Origin of the sequence: Clostridium sp. UBA3061 (assembly GCF_002367465.1) — a bacterium.
In the GTDB taxonomy this organism is placed as follows: domain Bacteria; phylum Bacillota; class Clostridia; order Clostridiales; family Clostridiaceae; genus Clostridium_J; species Clostridium_J sulfidigenes.
Window position 1 is genome coordinate 125,869 of record NZ_DFCF01000010.1, and the last position, 19,007, is coordinate 144,875.

At 32.9% G+C, this 19,007-nt stretch carries 14 protein-coding genes and 1 other annotated feature; of the genes, 2 read left to right on the forward strand and 12 right to left on the reverse strand.

The window, feature by feature from the left end; translation table 11 throughout:
* Window positions 1-74: 74 nt before the first annotated feature.
* From B2P65_RS08195 to abc-f, 5 genes are all read right to left on the reverse strand, one after another.
* The gene (locus B2P65_RS08195) at window positions 75-2,765 is read right to left on the reverse strand and encodes an FAD-dependent oxidoreductase (protein WP_346846660.1); all 2,691 of its coding nucleotides are present in this window, start codon (window positions 2,763-2,765) and stop codon (window positions 75-77) included.
* A gap of 31 nt (window positions 2,766-2,796) precedes the next feature.
* Window positions 2,797-3,468, reverse strand: a complete 672-nt coding sequence (gene hypB, locus B2P65_RS08200; RefSeq protein ID WP_346879971.1) for a hydrogenase nickel incorporation protein HypB — start codon at window positions 3,466-3,468, stop codon at window positions 2,797-2,799.
* A 489-nt stretch (window positions 3,469-3,957) separates the two neighbouring features.
* Entirely contained in the window at window positions 3,958-4,683 is a 726-nt protein-coding gene (locus tag B2P65_RS08205) for an MBL fold metallo-hydrolase (protein ID WP_346846658.1), read from the reverse strand.
* Window positions 4,684-5,296: 613 nt separating this feature from the next.
* Complete coding sequence (gene thrS / locus B2P65_RS08210) at window positions 5,297-7,204, reverse strand: threonine--tRNA ligase (protein WP_346879972.1); 1,908 nt, start codon at window positions 7,202-7,204, stop codon at window positions 5,297-5,299.
* Window positions 7,205-7,267: 63 nt separating this feature from the next.
* Window positions 7,268-7,498, reverse strand: a binding site (T-box leader).
* An 87-nt stretch (window positions 7,499-7,585) separates the two neighbouring features.
* Complete coding sequence (gene abc-f / locus B2P65_RS08215) at window positions 7,586-9,238, reverse strand: ribosomal protection-like ABC-F family protein (RefSeq protein WP_346879973.1); 1,653 nt, start codon at window positions 9,236-9,238, stop codon at window positions 7,586-7,588.
* A gap of 522 nt (window positions 9,239-9,760) precedes the next feature.
* Here abc-f and B2P65_RS08220 point away from each other — a divergent pair.
* Window positions 9,761-10,417 (forward strand): HAD family hydrolase, encoded by a 657-nt coding sequence (locus B2P65_RS08220; protein WP_346846654.1) that lies wholly within the window; start codon window positions 9,761-9,763, stop codon window positions 10,415-10,417.
* Between the two features lie 277 nt (window positions 10,418-10,694).
* On the opposite strand, the gene B2P65_RS08225 is transcribed toward B2P65_RS08220, so the two are convergent.
* Window positions 10,695-11,417 (reverse strand): DUF434 domain-containing protein, encoded by a 723-nt coding sequence (locus B2P65_RS08225; protein ID WP_346846903.1) that lies wholly within the window; start codon window positions 11,415-11,417, stop codon window positions 10,695-10,697.
* Between the two features lie 202 nt (window positions 11,418-11,619).
* Between B2P65_RS08225 and B2P65_RS08230 the strand changes: the two genes are divergently transcribed.
* Window positions 11,620-12,732: a DEAD/DEAH box helicase gene (locus B2P65_RS08230; protein ID WP_346846653.1), complete on the forward strand. Its 1,113-nt coding sequence runs from the start codon at window positions 11,620-11,622 to the stop codon at window positions 12,730-12,732.
* A gap of 202 nt (window positions 12,733-12,934) precedes the next feature.
* Here B2P65_RS08230 and B2P65_RS08235 read toward each other — a convergent pair whose 3' ends face one another.
* The 6 genes from B2P65_RS08235 to B2P65_RS08260 all read right to left on the reverse strand — a co-directional run bounded on the left by B2P65_RS08235 (window position 12,935) and on the right by B2P65_RS08260 (window position 18,950).
* A complete protein-coding gene (locus tag B2P65_RS08235) occupies window positions 12,935-14,020 on the reverse strand; it encodes a glycosyltransferase (protein ID WP_346846652.1) in 1,086 nt (361 codons plus the stop codon).
* A gap of 121 nt (window positions 14,021-14,141) precedes the next feature.
* Window positions 14,142-15,710 carry an exosporium protein gene (locus tag B2P65_RS18045; RefSeq protein ID WP_414632440.1) on the reverse strand — a complete coding sequence of 523 codons (1,569 nt, stop codon included), beginning with the start codon at window positions 15,708-15,710 and terminating at the stop codon, window positions 14,142-14,144.
* Between the two features lie 500 nt (window positions 15,711-16,210).
* Complete coding sequence (locus tag B2P65_RS08245) at window positions 16,211-16,693, reverse strand: GNAT family N-acetyltransferase (RefSeq protein WP_346846650.1); 483 nt, start codon at window positions 16,691-16,693, stop codon at window positions 16,211-16,213.
* A 74-nt stretch (window positions 16,694-16,767) separates the two neighbouring features.
* Window positions 16,768-17,262, reverse strand: a complete 495-nt coding sequence (locus B2P65_RS08250; RefSeq protein WP_346846649.1) for an NUDIX hydrolase — start codon at window positions 17,260-17,262, stop codon at window positions 16,768-16,770.
* Window positions 17,263-17,284: 22 nt separating this feature from the next.
* On the reverse strand, window positions 17,285-17,923 hold the full coding sequence (locus tag B2P65_RS08255; protein ID WP_346846648.1) for a nucleoside deaminase: 639 nt from the start codon (window positions 17,921-17,923) through the stop codon (window positions 17,285-17,287).
* Window positions 17,904-18,950 carry an NUDIX domain-containing protein gene (locus tag B2P65_RS08260; RefSeq protein WP_346846647.1) on the reverse strand — a complete coding sequence of 349 codons (1,047 nt, stop codon included), beginning with the start codon at window positions 18,948-18,950 and terminating at the stop codon, window positions 17,904-17,906. Before B2P65_RS08260 ends, B2P65_RS08255 begins: the two co-directional genes overlap by 20 nt.
* Window positions 18,951-19,007: the final 57 nt, after the last annotated feature.

Below are 19,007 nucleotides of genomic sequence, written 5' to 3' on the forward strand. Positions count from 1 at the left end.
AGGTAAAAAGGTGGAGGCAACTATATGTTCCCTCACCTTTTCTCCTGTAATATGTCAATTATTTCGTTTTATTTTTAAGAATCTTTTGTGAATAACTTTTTAATCTTTCTAGCTGTGATTACACCTTTACGCTTAATTATATTTTTAACAATTATAGGTTTAAGCTTTTCAAGTGGTACACTTTGTGCATCATATTTTCTAAAAAGTGTAATAGCATCAAACTTACATCTAGTAGTACATGCACCACAGCCTATACATTGATATTCATCTGTAATTGTAGCACCACAGCCAAGGCAACGTTCTGTTTCCTTCATCACTTGCTCTTCAGTAAATGTAGGGCGTAAATCCTTAAAGGTTTCTTTTGATCTCGTTCCATCTACATGGTCTACTTTCTGCCTTGGTATGCGGTCATATCCTTGTAATGTTAAGTTTTCTTTATCAAGTGCAGAGTACTGTCTTCTATCTCTTCCAAGAAGTAAGCTCTGTCCAGGTTGAACATAGCGATGAATTGAAATTGCACCTTCTTTACCCAAAGCAATGGCATCAATAGCAAACTTAGGACCTGTTAATACATCCCCACCAGCAAATACATCTGGCTCCCCTGTCTGTAGAGTGAAGGAATCTGCTTTCACTGTTTTGTTTGGATTCAATTCTATTTTGCTGTCTTCTAGCAATCTACCCCAATCCATTCCTTGACCTACTGAAATTAGAACATGATTTGCCTTCACAATCTTAGTGATCTCTTCATCAAATATAGGACTAAATTTCCCATTATCATCAAAAACTGAAAGACACTTTTTAAATTCTATGCCTATAACTTTCCCATTTTCTTCAAGGATTCGCTTTGGACCCCAAGAATTGTTAACTTCAATGCTTTCTGATAATGCTTCTTCAATTTCTTCTTCAAGGGCTGGCATTTCCTCTCGACTTTCAAGACAGAACATGTTAACCTTTGAAGCTCCAACTCTTGTAGCTGTTCTTGCAACATCAATAGCAACGTTACCGCCACCAATTACAACCACGTCTCCTTCAAGGTTTACCTCATTACCCAAGTTTACATTACGCAAGAAATCAACCCCTGTAATAACCCCTTCTGAATCTTCACCATGGATACCAAGGTTTCTGCCTAACTGGGCACCGATTGCAATATAGAATGCTTCATATCCTTGACCTCTTAAGTATTTAAGACTTATGTCTTTACCTACTTCAATACCAGTTTTAAATTCTACTCCTAGTTCTCTTAAAATATCTATTTCTGCATTTATAACTTCTTTTTCTAATCTATAAGAAGGAATACCAAGGGTAAGCATACCACCAAGTACCTTTTGCTTTTCAAATACCGTTACCTTATAACCATCAAGAGCTAAATAAAAAGCACAAGAGAGACCTGAAGGACCAGCACCTATAACTGCAATTTTATTACCGTATTCATGTCTTAATTTTGGTACATAACGAGTATCCATTTTTAAATCTTGTTCAGCAATGAATTTTTTGATTTCATCTATAGCGACTGGTTCATCAATATCGCCTCTAGTACAAGCAGATTCGCATTTTCTTGGACAAATACGTCCGCATACTGCTGGAAATGGATTTTCATTCTTAATAAGTTCAAGCGCTTCTTTATATCTTCCTTGAGATGCTAGCTTAACATAGCCTTGAACAGAAATATGTGCTGGACATTGTGTTTTACAAGGACTTGTACCTGTATCAACAACATTTTTCTTGTTGATACGATGATCTACATTCCATTTATCTGGACCCCACTCTGTATTGTGGGCAAAGTCAACTCTCTTCTTCTCAATAATTGGTGTTTTAGCACATAATTTTTGACCTAATTTCAATGCATTAACTGGACAAACTTGAACACACTCTCCACAACCAACACATTTGTCTTTATCAACTCTTGATACATAATTTGAACGCACCATATCATTATTTAAGAACATTCCTGCAATTCTCGTAGCGTAACATGAACAGCCGCAACAGTTACAAATGGCATGAGTTTTTCCTGGACCATCTGCATTTGGCATTTGGTGCATTAAACCATTTTCTTCGGCTCTTTTAATGATTTCAAAAGCTTCTTCGCGGGTAATTGCTCTACCTCTTCCTGTTCGGATATAGTATTCAGCAGCATGACCAAGCTGAATACACATATCTTCCTTCAAGTGGCCGCAACCTTCTCCCATAGCTTCTCTTGATGTACGACAAGAACAATCCGAAACGGAGAAAACAGTATTTTCATTGAGATATTTAGAAACTTCCTCATAGGATGCTCTTTTTGTTTCACCTTGAATTGATGTTTCTATAGGAATAACACGCATAGGACCTGTTCCAACTGGAAAAATGCCTGCTGTTATAGGTGCTTTTTTTCTTCCATAGGCCTCAAAAGCCTCGGCAATTTGCTTATAATTCTCAACACTTTCCTTATGCGGGTGGTTAACTATCATTTCCATGTGTCCTGGAACCCAAATCTCAAACCAATACTTATCAATGCCATCTTCTTTACCAACGAAGCAAACACCAGCAAGGGCTAGTTCCCATAGAATTCTCTTTGTTTCCTCTAAAGATTTTCCACATAAAGCAGCAACTTCTTCTGCGCTCTTTGGTTTACGGAATTCAACGCAAAGTCCTACTTCTGCCATTTCTTCTGTAACAACTGGTTCCAAAATTTTATATTCTGGATCTTTAGGCTTTATTTCATTTTTCGAACCAGGTTTTATCTTACTTATATGATTGGCAAGTTCTAATACTTTTACTTTTACCATACCCATTCCCCCAATAATTTTTCAATATACCCTATTTTTTATTCCAATCTTTTACTTCATTACGTATCCAGTTAGCCCAGTCATCAATTCCCTCACCAGTTCTAGCAGAGATTGGGATGACCTTAATATTGGGATTCAATTTTTTCACACGCTCTTTCACTGCTTCTAAATCAAAGTCAAAATAATCTATTGCATCTATCTTGTTAATTAATAAAACATCAACAATGGAAAACATTAAAGGATATTTTAAGGGCTTGTCATCTCCCTCTGGTATACTTAGTATCATTGCATTTTTTGATGCACCAGTATCAAATTCTGCTGGGCATACTAAGTTTCCTACATTTTCTAATATTACAAAATCAATATCTTCTGTTCCCAATCCATTTAGTCCTTGTTTAGTCATATCTGCATCCAGATGGCACATGCCACCGGTATGCAATTGTATTACCTTTGCACCAGTCTTTGAAACAGTATTAGCATCCACATCTGAGTCAATATCAGCTTCTAAGACCCCAATACTCATTTCATCTTTTAAAGCTTCAATTGTTCTTAAAACAGTTGTTGTTTTCCCTGACCCTGGTGATGACATTAAATTTAACAAAAAAGTCTTATCTTTTTTTAAATCTTCTCTAAGTAGTTCTGCTTGTTTATCATTGTTTTCGAAAACATTTTGCTTAATCTCGATAACTTTATACATATCCATACTATTTTACACCCCCATTTAATTTTTCTTTTTTACATTAAAACATAAAAAATATTACTTACAATAAAATTGTATCATGTAATCCATATTAATGAAATATATTCCCATATATGCTTTAATATGATATATCTTACTATATACTATCTGTTATTTTCTCTTTGATTATTTAAAAATTTTGTAGCATGATTACTACCAAAACTTTGAACATTTTATCTCCGTGGACTATTGACGATATTTCACCATGGTTATGGTTGGCTCGCATATATGTAAAACCTACTTTTCTATATAATTTATATCTTCACTGATAATTCAATCATTCATATTACTATCTCTCTCATGTGTTAATACTCCTTTGCAAAGTTCCTATTCATATATTATCTTAATCATCTAAAATTCTCTTTTAATACTAATATATATTCAATTTCAACTCACCACTTAAACTAACAAAAAAATCGCACCTACTTATGGTACGATTCCTCTCTTTATGTCTCAACTTAACTTTTTTAATTCTTCCATTAAATATGAAATTGCTTCTTCCTTTGTTCCAGGTTTATCATGTCCCAGAACATAAGTATTAAAATCAATTTCTTTAATTAGCTTAATAAAACACCCTAACTTATCCTTATCATATTGGCCATTATTATCATAGTGATCTTCACAATCTGCATCACCAATAAACACCACTTTTTCTTCGGGTACATAAATCAATACCGAATCTTCTGAATGAGGTGCTTCAATTTCAGTTATTTCGCAATAAATTCCACCCAAATCAATTTTTAAACTTCCGCTAAATTCTATATTTGCAGAAGTTACTTTTATATCTTGTCTGTTTGAATACTCTAATTTAATACATTTGTCACACATTTCAATATCTTTACCTGTTTCAAGTCTACTTTTCATATCATCATCAGACCATTGCCATGTTGCAACTTCTTTCAATTTTTTATTTGTCAATTGTCCAGCAATTGTCTTTCCTACTACTGAATGCATGCCAAATGTATGATCCCAATGCCAATGGGTAATCACTGTATAATCTGGTAAGTTCAAACCTGCATTATTTAATTCACAATAAAATTTTTCTACATGTTTAGATGAATTACCTGCATCGATAGCCAATGAATATTTATCTCCTTTGATATATCCAATAACTGGTCTATCAGTTTCTTCTTCTGCAGGTAAGTAATAAATTCTATTAGATATTTTTTTTAATTCCATAAACTAACTTCCTCTTCTTTCTTTCTTACTTATTAAAAAGTACTTTATATTTAGTTAGGTATAATAGCAGTTGAGGCATATCTACGTGTAATTAATATAAATAAGCTTTAATTATCTTATTTGAAATTTATGATATACATACTTACATTTTATAGCATAATATCCACACGAACAATATTATTTATATGTTTATTTTCTTATCTCCTAAGTTTAAAACATACCTCAATATTTTATGTTCTATAAATAACAGCAGGTATAGTCTTATTATCAGTTGTCAATCACATCATCAAAGTTTGGAATAAGTAGTTTATTGAAATTGCATGTACGAGCCGTTGTGGTAGCTTTTTTTATCTTTAATTCAATTTCATCAATTCCTCTTGCTCTAATAAATATAATAAGAATATCATCTTTATTTGTAGTTCTTACAGTAATATACCCTTTTTGTTAAAAACACAAAATAACATCCATTTTCAGGATGTTATTTTATATATTTACCTTATTTTATCCGATGACTATCAGCTCTAATACTCCCATCTTCTTCAAAGTGGGACTAAAGAGCTGTTATGTCCCTGGATAACGATTTCTAAAGCTTCATAGAAGCTAAGAACTCTGTTTATAATTCTTTATTCCTTATTTCATTACTGATTCTTTCTATTAAAGATTCTAATTTAAAAGTTCCTTCATCTCCATTTTTTCTACTACGTAGTGAAATTGTATTTTCTTTTTCTTCCTTTTCTCCTACAACAATAATATAAGGTATTCTTTCATTTCTAGCTTCTCTTATTTTATAGCCTATCTTTTCATCTCTATAGTCCATTTCAACTCTTATGCCATTTTCACTTAGCTTCTTTTTAATACTCTCTGAATACTCATTGAATTTATTTGATATAGGCAGTACCTTTACTTGAACTGGAGCAAGCCATGTTGGAAACTTTCCTGCAAAGTGTTCAATTAATATACCTACAAATCTTTCTATACTTCCATATATTACTCTATGAATAACTATTGGTCTATGTTTCTCATTATCACTTCCAATATAGTCTAATTCAAACCTTTGAGGTAATTGAAAATCTAATTGAATTGTTCCACATTGCCATGTTCTTCCTATACTATCCTCAAGATGAAAATCTATCTTAGGACCATAAAATGCTCCATCACCTTCATTTATTTTATAGTCTAAACTTAATTCATCTAAAGCCCCTTTTAAGGAGTCTTCTGCTAATTCACAGTCTTCATCACTTCCCATGGAATTATCTGGTCTTGTAGAAAGCTCGAGATTATACTTAAATCCAAATTTTGAATAAACTTTATCAATGAGCTCAATTACTCCTTTAATTTCTGATTTTATTTGATTTGGTAACATAAATATATGAGCATCATCCTGTGTAAAAGCTCTTACTCTCATAAGTCCATGTAATGCTCCTGAAAGTTCATGTCTATGAGCTCTACCAAGTTCACCTACTCTCATTGGAAAATCTCTATAGGAATGAGCTTCAGATTTATATACTAACATTCCTCCTGGACAATTCATTGGCTTTAATGCAAATTCCTCATCATCAATAATTGAAGTATACATATTCTCTTTATAATGATCCCAGTGCCCAGAAACTTCCCATAATCTTTTATTAAGCATTATTGGAGTCTCGATCTCAACATAACCTGCTTGTGCATGCAAAGTCCTCCAAAAATCAATTAAAGTGTTTTTAAGAACTACTCCTTTAGGTAAGAAAAATGGAAATCCTACGCCTTCATCAACAAAGTTAAATAATTTTAGTTCTTTGCCTAATTTTCTGTGATCCCTTTTTTTAGCCTCCTCTACATTATGCAAATGAGTTTCAAGTAATGTATTATTTGCAAAGGCAACACCATATATTCTCTGTAGCATCTTATTTTTTTCATTGCCTCTCCAATATGCCCCAGCTACACTTGTTAGTTTAAAAGCTTTTACATACTTTGTAGATGGTATATGAGGTCCTCTACAAAGATCAATAAACTCTCCCTGCTTATATAGGGAAATTTTCTCTCCTTCTGGTAAGTCTCTTATAAGTTCAACTTTATAAGTTTCCCCTTTTTCCTCCATTAGCTTAATTGCGTCTTCTCTAGAAACATCTATTCTCTGAAATTTTAAATTTTCTTTAATTATGTTATTCATTTCTATTTCAATCTTATCTATATCTTCAGCAGATAGGGGACTTTCAATATCAAAATCATAATAATAACCATTTTTTATGGAAGGTCCTATAGCAAGTTTCGAATTACTATAAATTCTTTTTACTGCTTGAGCCATAATATGTGCAGTTGAATGTCTAATTACCTCAACAGCATTTTCATCATCATAGGTTAAAATATTTACCTGGTCATTATCTTTTAATTTGCAACTTAAATCAACCAAGGTTCCATTTACTTCACCTACTATTGCTGATTTAGCTAAATTTTTGCTGATTGAACTTGCAAGATCATAAACATTAGAATCATCACAAATTTCTTTTATTGAACCATCTTTAAGTTTTATACTTATCATACTTATCCCCTCCTTAACAAAAATTATTGAATTACTTTTATACGACAAAAAGCATCCGTCCCACCTTGGGACGAATGCATAACATCCATGGTTCCACCCAAATTGAATTAAAATAACTCAATTCATCTCAAATTTTATAACGGTATTTACCGATGGCATTTTACTAATATTAGCTAATCAGCCATAACTCTAGGGTTAGTTTTCTTATAGTCATATTTAGGAATGTTTACAGCCCAAAACACTCCCTCTCTATAAATTGTACTCTATAATACTCGTCCCTTTCATTGTTCATTTTGTTTTTAATTTTAAAGAGCTCTGTGCACTTCCTCTTATTGAAAACAATAATATCACTTTTGCAATATGTTGTAAAGAGTTTTCTTACTATTTTGATAAATTTGTTTTTAACGTTTTTAATTTACCCAATAATTCATTATATTCTTCATCCAGTTCAACTACATCATCCTTTTTTGATGGCATGGATAACCTTCCAACAACTTCTGAAAGACGATTTTGCAATATGAAAATTTCATTTTCAATTTTTTCTTTATCATTATATTTATTTTTATTTTTGCTTTCTAAATACTCATTATAATTACCTTTAAACATCTTAATTTTATGATTTTCTATAGTCATTATATTGTCTGCAATAGATTCTACAAATCTTCTATCGTGGGATACAAACAATAAAGTGCTATAATAATCTTTAAGTACATTTTCTACAACCTCAAGAGAGTTTATATCCATATAATTAGTGGGCTCATCTAATATAAGAAGATTTATATTTTGTAATAGCATTTTTGCAAAGGATACTTTAACTCGTTCTCCTCCACTTAATACACTTACTTTTTTATAAATATCTTCTCTTTTAAATAATAATCTTGCTAGTAGTATCCTAGCGAAAGTTTCATCATATATGCTACTTTCCATTACATTTTCTATAATAGTATAATTTTCTTTTAAAATGTCAATAGCTTGACTAAAGTATCCTATATTTGCTCCTTTAGCAATTCTAATAGATTTATCATTGTCCATTATCATCTTTATTAAAGTACTTTTTCCACATCCATTAGGACCAATGAGTGCTACCTTTGAGGTGTTATATATGCTAAATTCAGCATTATCTAGTATCATCTTCTTGTCAAATGCCTTAGTTATATTTTTACCCTCTATAACTATTTTACTATGGAGCTTATTTGAATCCTCAATGTCTAGCTTTATGTCCACTTGTTCTTTGGGTTTCTCTTTAACTTCAAGGTGATCTATTCTCTTTTCAATATTTTTCACCGCTCTTTCAATGTTTGCCCTGGCCTTTTGACCTCCCATCTTGTGAAGCCTAGCCTCAGAATTTCCCATTCGTTTAGGAGTAGTTTTTATACCTTTCACCCTTTGTTCTGCATGGATAATTACACTTTGAAGTCGCTTCTTTTCTTTTTTATACTCCTCATATTCAAATTCAGCTCGGTCTCTCTCCTTAGCTTTCAAAGCAGCATAGTCACTGTAATTACCATAATATATTTTTATTCTTCCATCCTCTATTTCTAAAATCTTATTACATAACCTATCTAAGAAGTTTCTATCATGGGATATAAGAATTAGAGCTCCTTTATATTTTTCAAAACTTTTTTCCATAAGCTCAATGCCCTCTATATCCATATTGCTAGTAGGCTCATCTGCAAATATCAACTGGCTATTCTGACTTAGTGCATAAGCAAGTTTAAATCTAGTCTTTTCTCCTCCACTCATGTTCTCATTCCAAATACTTTCTACATTAAATCTAGAAGCCATTTCACTAGTTATTGATATACTTTCTGGTTCTTCTAACTGTGATATATATGAGTATGTTCCATATAACTTAACATGGCCTTCATCTGGATGCAATCTTTGGCACAATATATTAATTAATGTAGTTTTACCTACTCCATTTACACCTACAACACCTATTCTATCCTGGGAACAAGCCTTTAAATTTTCTATATCCAAGATGGATCTATCACCAAAACTTTTTTTAATATTACTACATTCAACTAATAACAAAAAATCCCCTCCTTATAACCTGGAGAGGATAGCATCGCAACTATATCATAACCTTTAATCTGCACTAAATAAAACCTTAAAATATATACAAAAAAATCAGTATATATTAGGATTCAAAGTCTTAATTAAGGTTAATAACACACTATATTGACAAACCATCAACAGTTACAAAAATACTATCCACTCACAAAATCAAATAAAATGCATAACAACAAAGCCTTTCTTGAGGCCTCATTCTAATTTTGATTTCTCATAAATAAAAGTGAATTATATTCTCATGTCTGCAAATACCTTGCCTTTCTTAAAATTGAGTTTTAAACTACTCAATGATAATTATATAAATGACTCATTGATATGTCAACTTATTTAATTCCAAACCTATCTCTGCAATCTATATGAAAATATCTCCAAAATATTTTCATATTCATGTATAATATATATTAGTTAATATACATTTGTATTTATAATATTAACAAGTTAAAAATTAAATTCCAAAATATAAAAATATAAAAGGAGTCAGCTATGTTGAAATATAAATGTTTAGTCCTTGACCATGACGATACCGTTGTTAGAAGTACACCTGAAATACATTTTCCAGTATTTAAAAATACCTTATTTAAACTTCGTCCAAATACAGAAATAACTCTAGATGAATTTATGATGTATTGTTTTGATCCTGGATTTAATTCTTTATGCTTTGATATTTTGAAGTTTACAGAGGAGGAAATGGAATATCAACTTACTACATGGAATGAGTACGTAAAAAACAATGTACCTGCTTTCTATACTGGATTCGAAAGAATTATTCAAAGGCAAAAAGAAGAAGATGGACTAGTTTGTGTTGTCTCTCATTCCTACAGTGAAAACATAAATCGTGATTATTTAGAGAATTGTAGTCTTGCTCCAGACATGATTTTCGGATGGGAACGCTGTGAAGAAGAGCGTAAGCCTAATCCATATCCTCTTCAGGAAATTATGCGTAAATATGATCTTAAACCTAATGAACTTATAATGATTGATGATTTAAAGCCAGGCTTTGATATGGCAAAGAGTTGTAATGTAGATTTTGCTAGTGCTGGATGGTCACACACAAATAGCTTAATTATAGAATTTATGAAAAAAAACTGTGATTATTATTTTAATAAGGTTGAGGAACTTGAAAAGTTTTTATTTGAATAACATTAATCCAAAAGTTAATGAATAGATATCTCTTTCCAGAAGGTGTACATGGAACTTTTTTTCAGTACTGTATTATAATAAAATAATAAATACCTCTGCCAAATAACTATGGCAGAAGTATTTATTTTGCTACTATCTAGTAGGTAGAATTTTACTCACTCCCTCAACAGCTTTTTTATGCGTCTTTTTACTACGTTTGGTTCCAAAATTGCTTCCCTTCTTTTACCTGTTGATTTATACAAAACAGTAATGTTTTTACTTATGCGTTCATACATCCTTACAAAAAATAAAATTTACTAAAATCCACACAATTACCCCCTAACTTCTTATCCTCAATAATATTATTATTCATATTTATCCAACTGTTACATTTACCAATGATAATTGCATCACTAGATACTACATTTTCTTTTGTTTCTAATATACTATCCACATTGTTAATAATCTCAACCTCCACTTCAAATTGTAAATTTCCTAGCAAGTCTAAGATTCTCATCTTCAGTCTCCCTGAATTCGAAACTGGTTTATCTAAATAGAATATAGCTTTATTAACTTTATATTGTCCTAATCTTTCACCTAGTAGTTTAATTGCTATATCTGTTTTATCTATGACTGAATATGTACCCCGAAGTCCTGCTAAATCTCTTATTGTACCATCCATTGACTTTATAATTAGTGAATTAGAAAGTGCAACTTCTAGAGTTATTATTGTATTAAAACCATCTATGTTAACTGTTTTACCAGATAAAGAATCAGTAACTTCTTTAGATTTTCTATTTGTAACATCTTCACTTTTAGAAATTCCCCTGACTAATGCAAGCCTCTGCCTTTCAGATAAAAGATAGTGATTTCCTATAAAAGTTGATGCTCCCTTTATGTTATATCCCCTATTTAATAGAAACAAAAGCTCTTCTCCTGCCTTTTGTAATTTACATCTGTATTCATCTCCAAATTCCTTTTCATCCCTTGGGACATATCCTCTTCTAGTAGTTTTACTCAATATCTTCACCTTACTTTCAACAGTAATATATTTCGTGTTATTACCTTGCAATGGCCTTTTCTACTACCTTTCTTTTTCACCATTCATTATGCTCCACATTATAAGGATTATTCATCTCATTTGTATGGAATCTATTAAATTGATAAATACTTTAATATGTGTTACTATTAGGCGTTGAATAAAGGATGAAAGGTATGAGTAAATGAATTTTAAAGAATTAGGAATTAGTACAAATATAATAGATATATTAAATAAGTCTGGGATAAAAGATCCAACTGATATTCAAAGAGAAAGTATTCCATATATTAAAGATGGAAAAGACCTTATAGCTGAAGCTCAAACTGGCACAGGTAAAACTTTAGCATTTCTATTGCCCATTTTTGAAAATATTAATCCGAACCTTGATGCTACACAAGTGTTAATACTGACTCCAACCCGTGAGTTAGCCATTCAAATTACTAACGAGGCCTCTAAATTAGCTGAGAGCGTAAACATAAATATTTTAGCTGCTTATGGTGGAAAAGATATAGGTTCCCAATTAAATAAGCTTAAGGGAAGCATTCACTTAATAATAGCTACCCCTGGAAGACTTCTTGACCATCTTGAGAGAAAATCAATCAATTTATCTAAGCTTAAAACCTTTGTTCTTGATGAGGCAGATCAAATGCTACTTATGGGTTTTAAAAATGAAGTAGAAAATATAATTAAGCATACCCCTAAAAACCATCAAACATTATGTTTTTCTGCTACTATGGATTCTTCTGTTAAAAAACTTGCTTATAAATATATGAAAGATCCTATTGTGGTGTCTGTAAAAAAAGAAAGCATAACTCTTTCTACTATAAATCAAGAAATCGTTGAAACTACAGATCGCTTAAAGCAAGATTCTCTCTTCAAAGCTCTTGAAGAAGATAACCCATTTATGGCAATAATCTTCTGCAGAACTAAAAGAAGAGCCGATGCTCTTGAAATGGCTATGGGTAAAAGAAAATTTAATTGCGAGAAAATTCATAGCGATGTTCCTCAAAATAAAAGAGAAAGAATCATGAAGTCCTTTAGAAATGCGGATATTCAATATCTAATTGCAACGGATGTAGCTGCAAGAGGTATTGACATTTCTGGTATTACTCACATATATAACTATGACATTCCAGAATCTCCAGAAAGCTATATTCATAGAATTGGTAGAACAGCTAGAGCTGGTGAAAGTGGTTATACTTGCTGTTTTATGGACCCAAAAGATACCTATTTACTTGAAAAAATTGAAGAAAAAATAGGATTTAAAATTTCTAGAAGAAATATAGATTTAGTGTAACTTGAAATTTAACATGATATAAAATAATAAGGTACTAGGGGATTTATTTCCCTCAGTACCTATCTTTAAATTATATTTTTTACATTTATATTAACCCAAGTTTAATTCCACATTTTTCAAATGGTTAACATCAAAAATAAAGGTTTCTATTTTTATTATTAATCATATTGTATATAACTTCATCTATCTCTAATAATTATTATTAGATAAATTTTTTTATTAAATCAAGGTTATTCTTTAAACGCTTATTACTAGGTGATATTTCAACTGCTTTTGTTATATAATAATATGACTTCTTGTAAAGTTGTAAATTAAAACAAGCAATGGAAGCAAGATCATATGGTTCTGAACCCCATGGTCCTGGTTCATTAATATAAGATAACGGTCTATCTTCTATTTTAAGTGCACATTCTATCATATAAAGCACCCCTGACCATTCTTGTAATCTATATAATAAATTTGCCATATCTACATAGGGTTCTCTCAAATTAGGTTCCTCTAAAATGGATTTGGCAAACCATTCCTTAGCTTTACTAATATCTCCTTTCTCCATATAAGATTTTGCTATATATCTCATAGAAGCAGAACGTTCAGCTTTCCATAATGCTGTTGGTAATTCTAGGTGCTTTAATAATGTACTAATACATTTATCCCACATCTCCATGTACATATATTCTCTACCTAAATAGTGTAAGTTTCTATCATCAGTTGGATCTTCTTGTACCGACAATTCAAGAAGACCTAAATATTGTGCCCTAGATTTTGATTTTTCGGGATAGTGATTTAGTTGTATTTTGGGTTCAGTACTAACAATATATTGTTGATCACCATAATAATTCAAAACTTCATGAACAGGATGAACCCATTTAAAGCCATTACGTGCATGAATTTTTTCGTATAAAAATACATATCCTTCATTTCCATCTTCATCAAAATTCCAAGTATATCTATATCGTAACTGTTGAGTATTCTCTTTCCATGCATTCTCAACCTTTTCTCTCCAACCCTTTTCAAATACCTCATCTAAATCTGTGCATACACAAATATCAGTGTCTTCTGGCACTAGTTCTAACGATTTATTTCTTGCTACATCAAACCTCCATGGATTAAAAATTTCTTTATATACATTTACTCCTAATTCTTTCAGCTTGTTTACTGTATTATCTGTTGAACCAGTATCTAAAACTATTATACTATCAGCTTCAGACATTGAGTCTACCCATCTTTCTACGAACTGTTCTTCATTTTTACATATTGCATATACACAAATTTTATATGAATTCATCATAAAACACCTCACTATGCTCTAAAATCTTTACAATTTATACATTTATTTTTATAATCTTTAAGTATTTCTATTACTATCTTTAAATTTAGCTGGGGTTATTATAACCCCAGCTGAGTAAATTTTATAGGTGTACGCTAACTATTGATAAAGATGCACGAACATTTGCGTCTGTAGCCAGCAATACTGAACTCGTACTTATATTGGTTAAGTTAATTGTATCTCCAACAGCTCCATTTATTATTACAAATCCAGAAATTTGATCTCTTACATTACTAGGATTACTTGCTGGCCCCTGTATGGACCCATTTTGCAAGACTGCAAAAGAAACATAACTTGCTGTTGTTCTCTCATAAGAAACCCACCAACTAATGTAGTAAATTCCTGCTCTGTTAATAGTAATAGTTGTGTTTGTATTCCAAACTAAATCTCCATCATAATTTGCATTAATAGCATCAAATATGATTGGAGCATTTGCTAGAACTTCTTGTTGAAGATTTCTAGAAACTTGAAGTCCTCTTAATTGTGAATTTCCACCAGTAGGGCCTGTTGGTCCTTGTGGTCCTGTTGGCCCTTGTGCTCCCGTTGCTCCTTGTGGCCCTGTCGCTCCTGTTGCTCCAATCGGTCCTTGTGGGCCTGTTGGACCTTGAGCTCCTGTTGCTCCTTGTGGCCCTGTCGCTCCTGTTGCTCCAATCGGTCCTTGTGGGCCTGTTGGGCCTTGAGCTCCTGTTGCTCCTGTTGCTCCTTGCGGTCCTGTTGGACCTTGAATTCCAGTTAACCCTATTGGTCCTATTGGGCCTGTTGGGCCTTGAGCTCCTGTTGCTCCTGTTGCTCCCGTTGCTCCAATCGGTCCTTGTGGACCTGTTGGACCTTGAGCTCCTGTTGCTCCTGTTAGTCCTTGTGGGCCTGTAGAACCAGTTGCCCCCGCTGCTCCTGTTGCTCCTTGTGGCCCTTGTGGGCCTGTTGGGCCTGTTGCTCCTGTTGCTCCTGTTGCTCCTGTTGCTCCTGTCGCTCCTGTTGCTCCTTGTGGGCCTTGTGGACCTGTTGGACCTTGCGCACCTGTTGCACCTGTTGCTCCCATTGCTCCTTGCTGGCCTGTTGGGCCTATTGGTCCTTGTGGGCCTGTTGGGCCTCGCGATCCTGTTGCTCCTTGGGCTCCTGTTGCTCCCGTTGCTCCTGTTGCTCCCATTGGCCCTGTTGGACCTTGAGCTCCTGTCGCTCCTGTTGCTCCCATTGCTCCCTGTGGTCCTGTTGGCCCTATTGGTCCTTGTGGACCTGTTGGACCTTGCGCACCGGTTGCTCCTGTTGCTCCTGTTGCTCCTGTTGCTCCTGTCGCTCCTGTTGCTCCTTGTGGGCCTGTTGGGCCTTGAGCTCCTGTCGCACCCGTTGCTCCCATTGCTCCTTGTGGGCCTGTTGGGCCTATTGGACCTTGTGGCCCCGTTGGGCCTTGAGCTCCTGTTGCTCCTGTTGCTCCAGCTGCTCCTGTTGCTCCTGTTGTTCCTGTCGCTCCTGTTGCTCCTGTTGCTCCTTGTGGGCCTGTTGGTCCTTGAGCTCCAGTTGAACCTGTTGCTCCTATTGGACCTGTTGGTCCTTGTGCACCTGTCGCACCTGTTGCTCCTTGTGGGCCTGTTGGTCCTTGTAATCCCATGTAACCTCTTGGGCCTTGTGGGCCTGTTGGACCTTGTGGTCCCATGCATCCTCTTGGACCTTGTGGTCCTGTTGGGCCTTGCGGTCCAATGCATCCTCTTGGACCTTGTGGTCCTGTTGGCCCTTGCGATCCCATGCATCCTCTTGGACCTTGTGGTCCTGTTGGGCCTTGCGGTCCAATGCATCCTCTTGGACCTTGTGGTCCTGTTGGACCAATACAGCAGCAACACTGTTGTTGACATTGGTTGTAATAAGGACATTGTGAGCAATTATATTGATACTCTGGGCAATAGCTTGAATCATTACTATAATCACTATTGTCTACATTTAAACCTTGGTTTGTATAATTTATTTGATTGATGTTTTCACCATTATAATATTCTGACATAAATGATTTCCCCCTATTATCTATATGAAATTTTATTTCTATTAGATTCATTATTATTATACTCACCTATAATAATAAATGTTCATAAAAAACAATAAGGTACTAGGGGATTTATTTCCCTCAGTACCTATCTTTAAATTATATTTTTTACATTTATATTAACTCAAGTTTAATTCCATTCTTCTATTTCTTACTGTCATTCCCAATGATTCATAGAATTTAATAGCATCTTTATTAAACTCCCATACAATCAACTGTAAAGATAAAGCTCCTTCTGATTTTGCATAACTTACAACATAATCAAAAAGTAATCTTCCAATACCATTCTTTTGCTTACTAGCTTTAACACAAAAATCATCTATATAAGCAAGTGTCATTGTTCTAAGTATCTGAATACTTCTATGGGCCATAATTTTCACAATGCTATATGCTACTAACTCTTTATTATTAAGATCTTCTACTACAAATACCTTTGTGTCACTGGTGCTTAATAACTCATAAAAATCTTCTTTTATCAAAGGAGTATCAGTATTCACATAAACATCTGGTCTATTTTCAACATGTAAATTATGTACTTCTTTAACAAGATTATTGATCTCAATATAATCACTTCTAACTGCTTCTCTTACATGCAAATTCATAAAAATCTCCCCTCTTTATCCTTGTCTGCTAAATTATAAATTGATTTAATTTATCTATAGTTTGAGTTCATTATCTATACTTCTTCATGATAAATAAAATGCTTTATTTCCTTTGAATTATTTAATAGTAACTCTTTGGCATTTGTAGGATATAGATCAACATTTAAAATATCTTTCAAATCCACCCATAAAAACTCAAGTTTAAATGAGCCATTCTCTATTTTTTCAATCCCATAAAAATCTCCATTCAATGGAATTTGTGTATCTTCAGTTAAAGTAACTTTATAAAATAAATTAATTTGATGACATGGTTTATCTCCCCAAGGAAAGAAAATTTCACCTACCCACTTTAAATTCTCTACCTTTATGTCTACACCTATTTCTTCTCTAAATTCTCGAATTAGAGTTTCTTCATTTGTTTCTCCAAAAGAAACATGCCCTCCTGGAATTGCATATCCTGCATCACTTATAGGGCGTTGAAGTAGAACTTTGTTATTTTTAATTAATAATCCTGCAACTCGATAACTAAAAACAAAGTCATTAGTTTTAAACAATATATCTTGATTCATTAAGGTGCTCCTCCCAATAATATTAAATATTGTTAAATCTAAGTATTACTTCATCATATATTTGTCCAATTTCCTTTCTTTGCTTTATAGCTTCTAAAAAATAACCTTCATCATACAGTTGTTTTCCCAGCAAAACACCTTCTCTACAATAGGTTCTCCATGAGTTCAATACTTCTTCTAATCTCTTATGATTTCTTGAATACTCATAAGCAGATTGTAGACAAATATGAAATAACTCTAATTCATCATCTTCTTTATATATAAATATTTTTTTGCTTTTTATATAATCCATATTATAATTTAATTCCGTTGCACCAGCAAAACCATCCCTTGCTGCATACCTCAAATTTCTTATTCCCATCATCACCATGGTCCCAAAACACATAGGACAAGGTTCCATAGTTGTATATAAGGTATATTTCTTTATATCGGGATGTTCCTTTTCTTTTAAATTTATCATAGCAGTCATTTCAGCATGAGCCATATTACTTCCTACCAACGGATTGTTACTAGAATCATCAAAGATTCTATTTCTTCCTCTTGATATGATATTGCCTTCTTCATTAACTATAACAGCTCCTATAGGAATAGTATTCCTTTTAAAAGATTCCCAAGCCAATGAAAAAGCCTCTTGCCAAATATTATCTAACTCCATCCACATTTAAATCTTCTCCTTTAAAATTATTATAATATTTATCAATCATGATCCTATGACTATTTGGTATATTGTCAGGTAATTGTTCATAACTAAAAAATTTCAATTCCTTGGTTTCAAAATCATCTATATTTAATACTCCACTAAAACTTTTAGTAAAATATCCAACAGTTATAAAGTATGCTTTATCGCCATTAGGTAAGTCCATATAGCATTTTTCTCCTGATGTAGTTCCTAGTAGCCTTAGCCCCTTAATATCTAATCCTGTCTCTTCTTTTGATTCTCTAATAGCAGTTTCTTCAAGGGATTCTCCTAATTCTGTAATTCCTCCAACTAGTCCCCACTTATATGGAAATGTTCCCCTTCTTTGAAGCAAAATTTGATTGTTTTTGTTGATTATTAAAATATTTACCCCTGTTAAATTTATTGCATCATGTCCAACTCTATCACGTATGTATTCTACGTAATTCATATTCTCAAATTTGCTCCTCCTATTGATTATTTCAAGAATCTGACTTACTATAGCCTCTACTGGTAAGGAACCATCTATTACAAAATCAGAGTTTGGTTTAATTGAATTCAACGCTTCTAAATAACCTAATCTTCCACGTGATAAATAAACATCTAAATCTTGCCTTATACTTTCAAAAGAAAATTCTTTAAAATCTCTCAATATACGCCTAGCCATGGCAATATCCAGAGATGTATCAATAAATACTGTCAAATCTATATATTTACTCATTTCATTGTGTTTGTAAGCAAATGGATAATCAAGTATTATGTAGTCTAATGATTCTATAGAATTGGAAAGCAAAGAATTTAAATCATTAATTAAAGGTGTCAAGTTCCATTCATTATAATCTGAACCTCTCTCAACCCACTCACATATATCTTCAGGACCATTAAATTCATAATCGTCAAAGTATAATGCTTTAGAATTATGTAATTTTTTATTTAATACTGTTGTAACAGTAGTCTTTCCACCACCAGATACTGCTGCTATAGCAATAACTAACTTCTTCTTAGTATCCATTCTAATCCTCCAATTCTTAATTTATATTTCTCTTATTATATAATTTTACTACAAAGT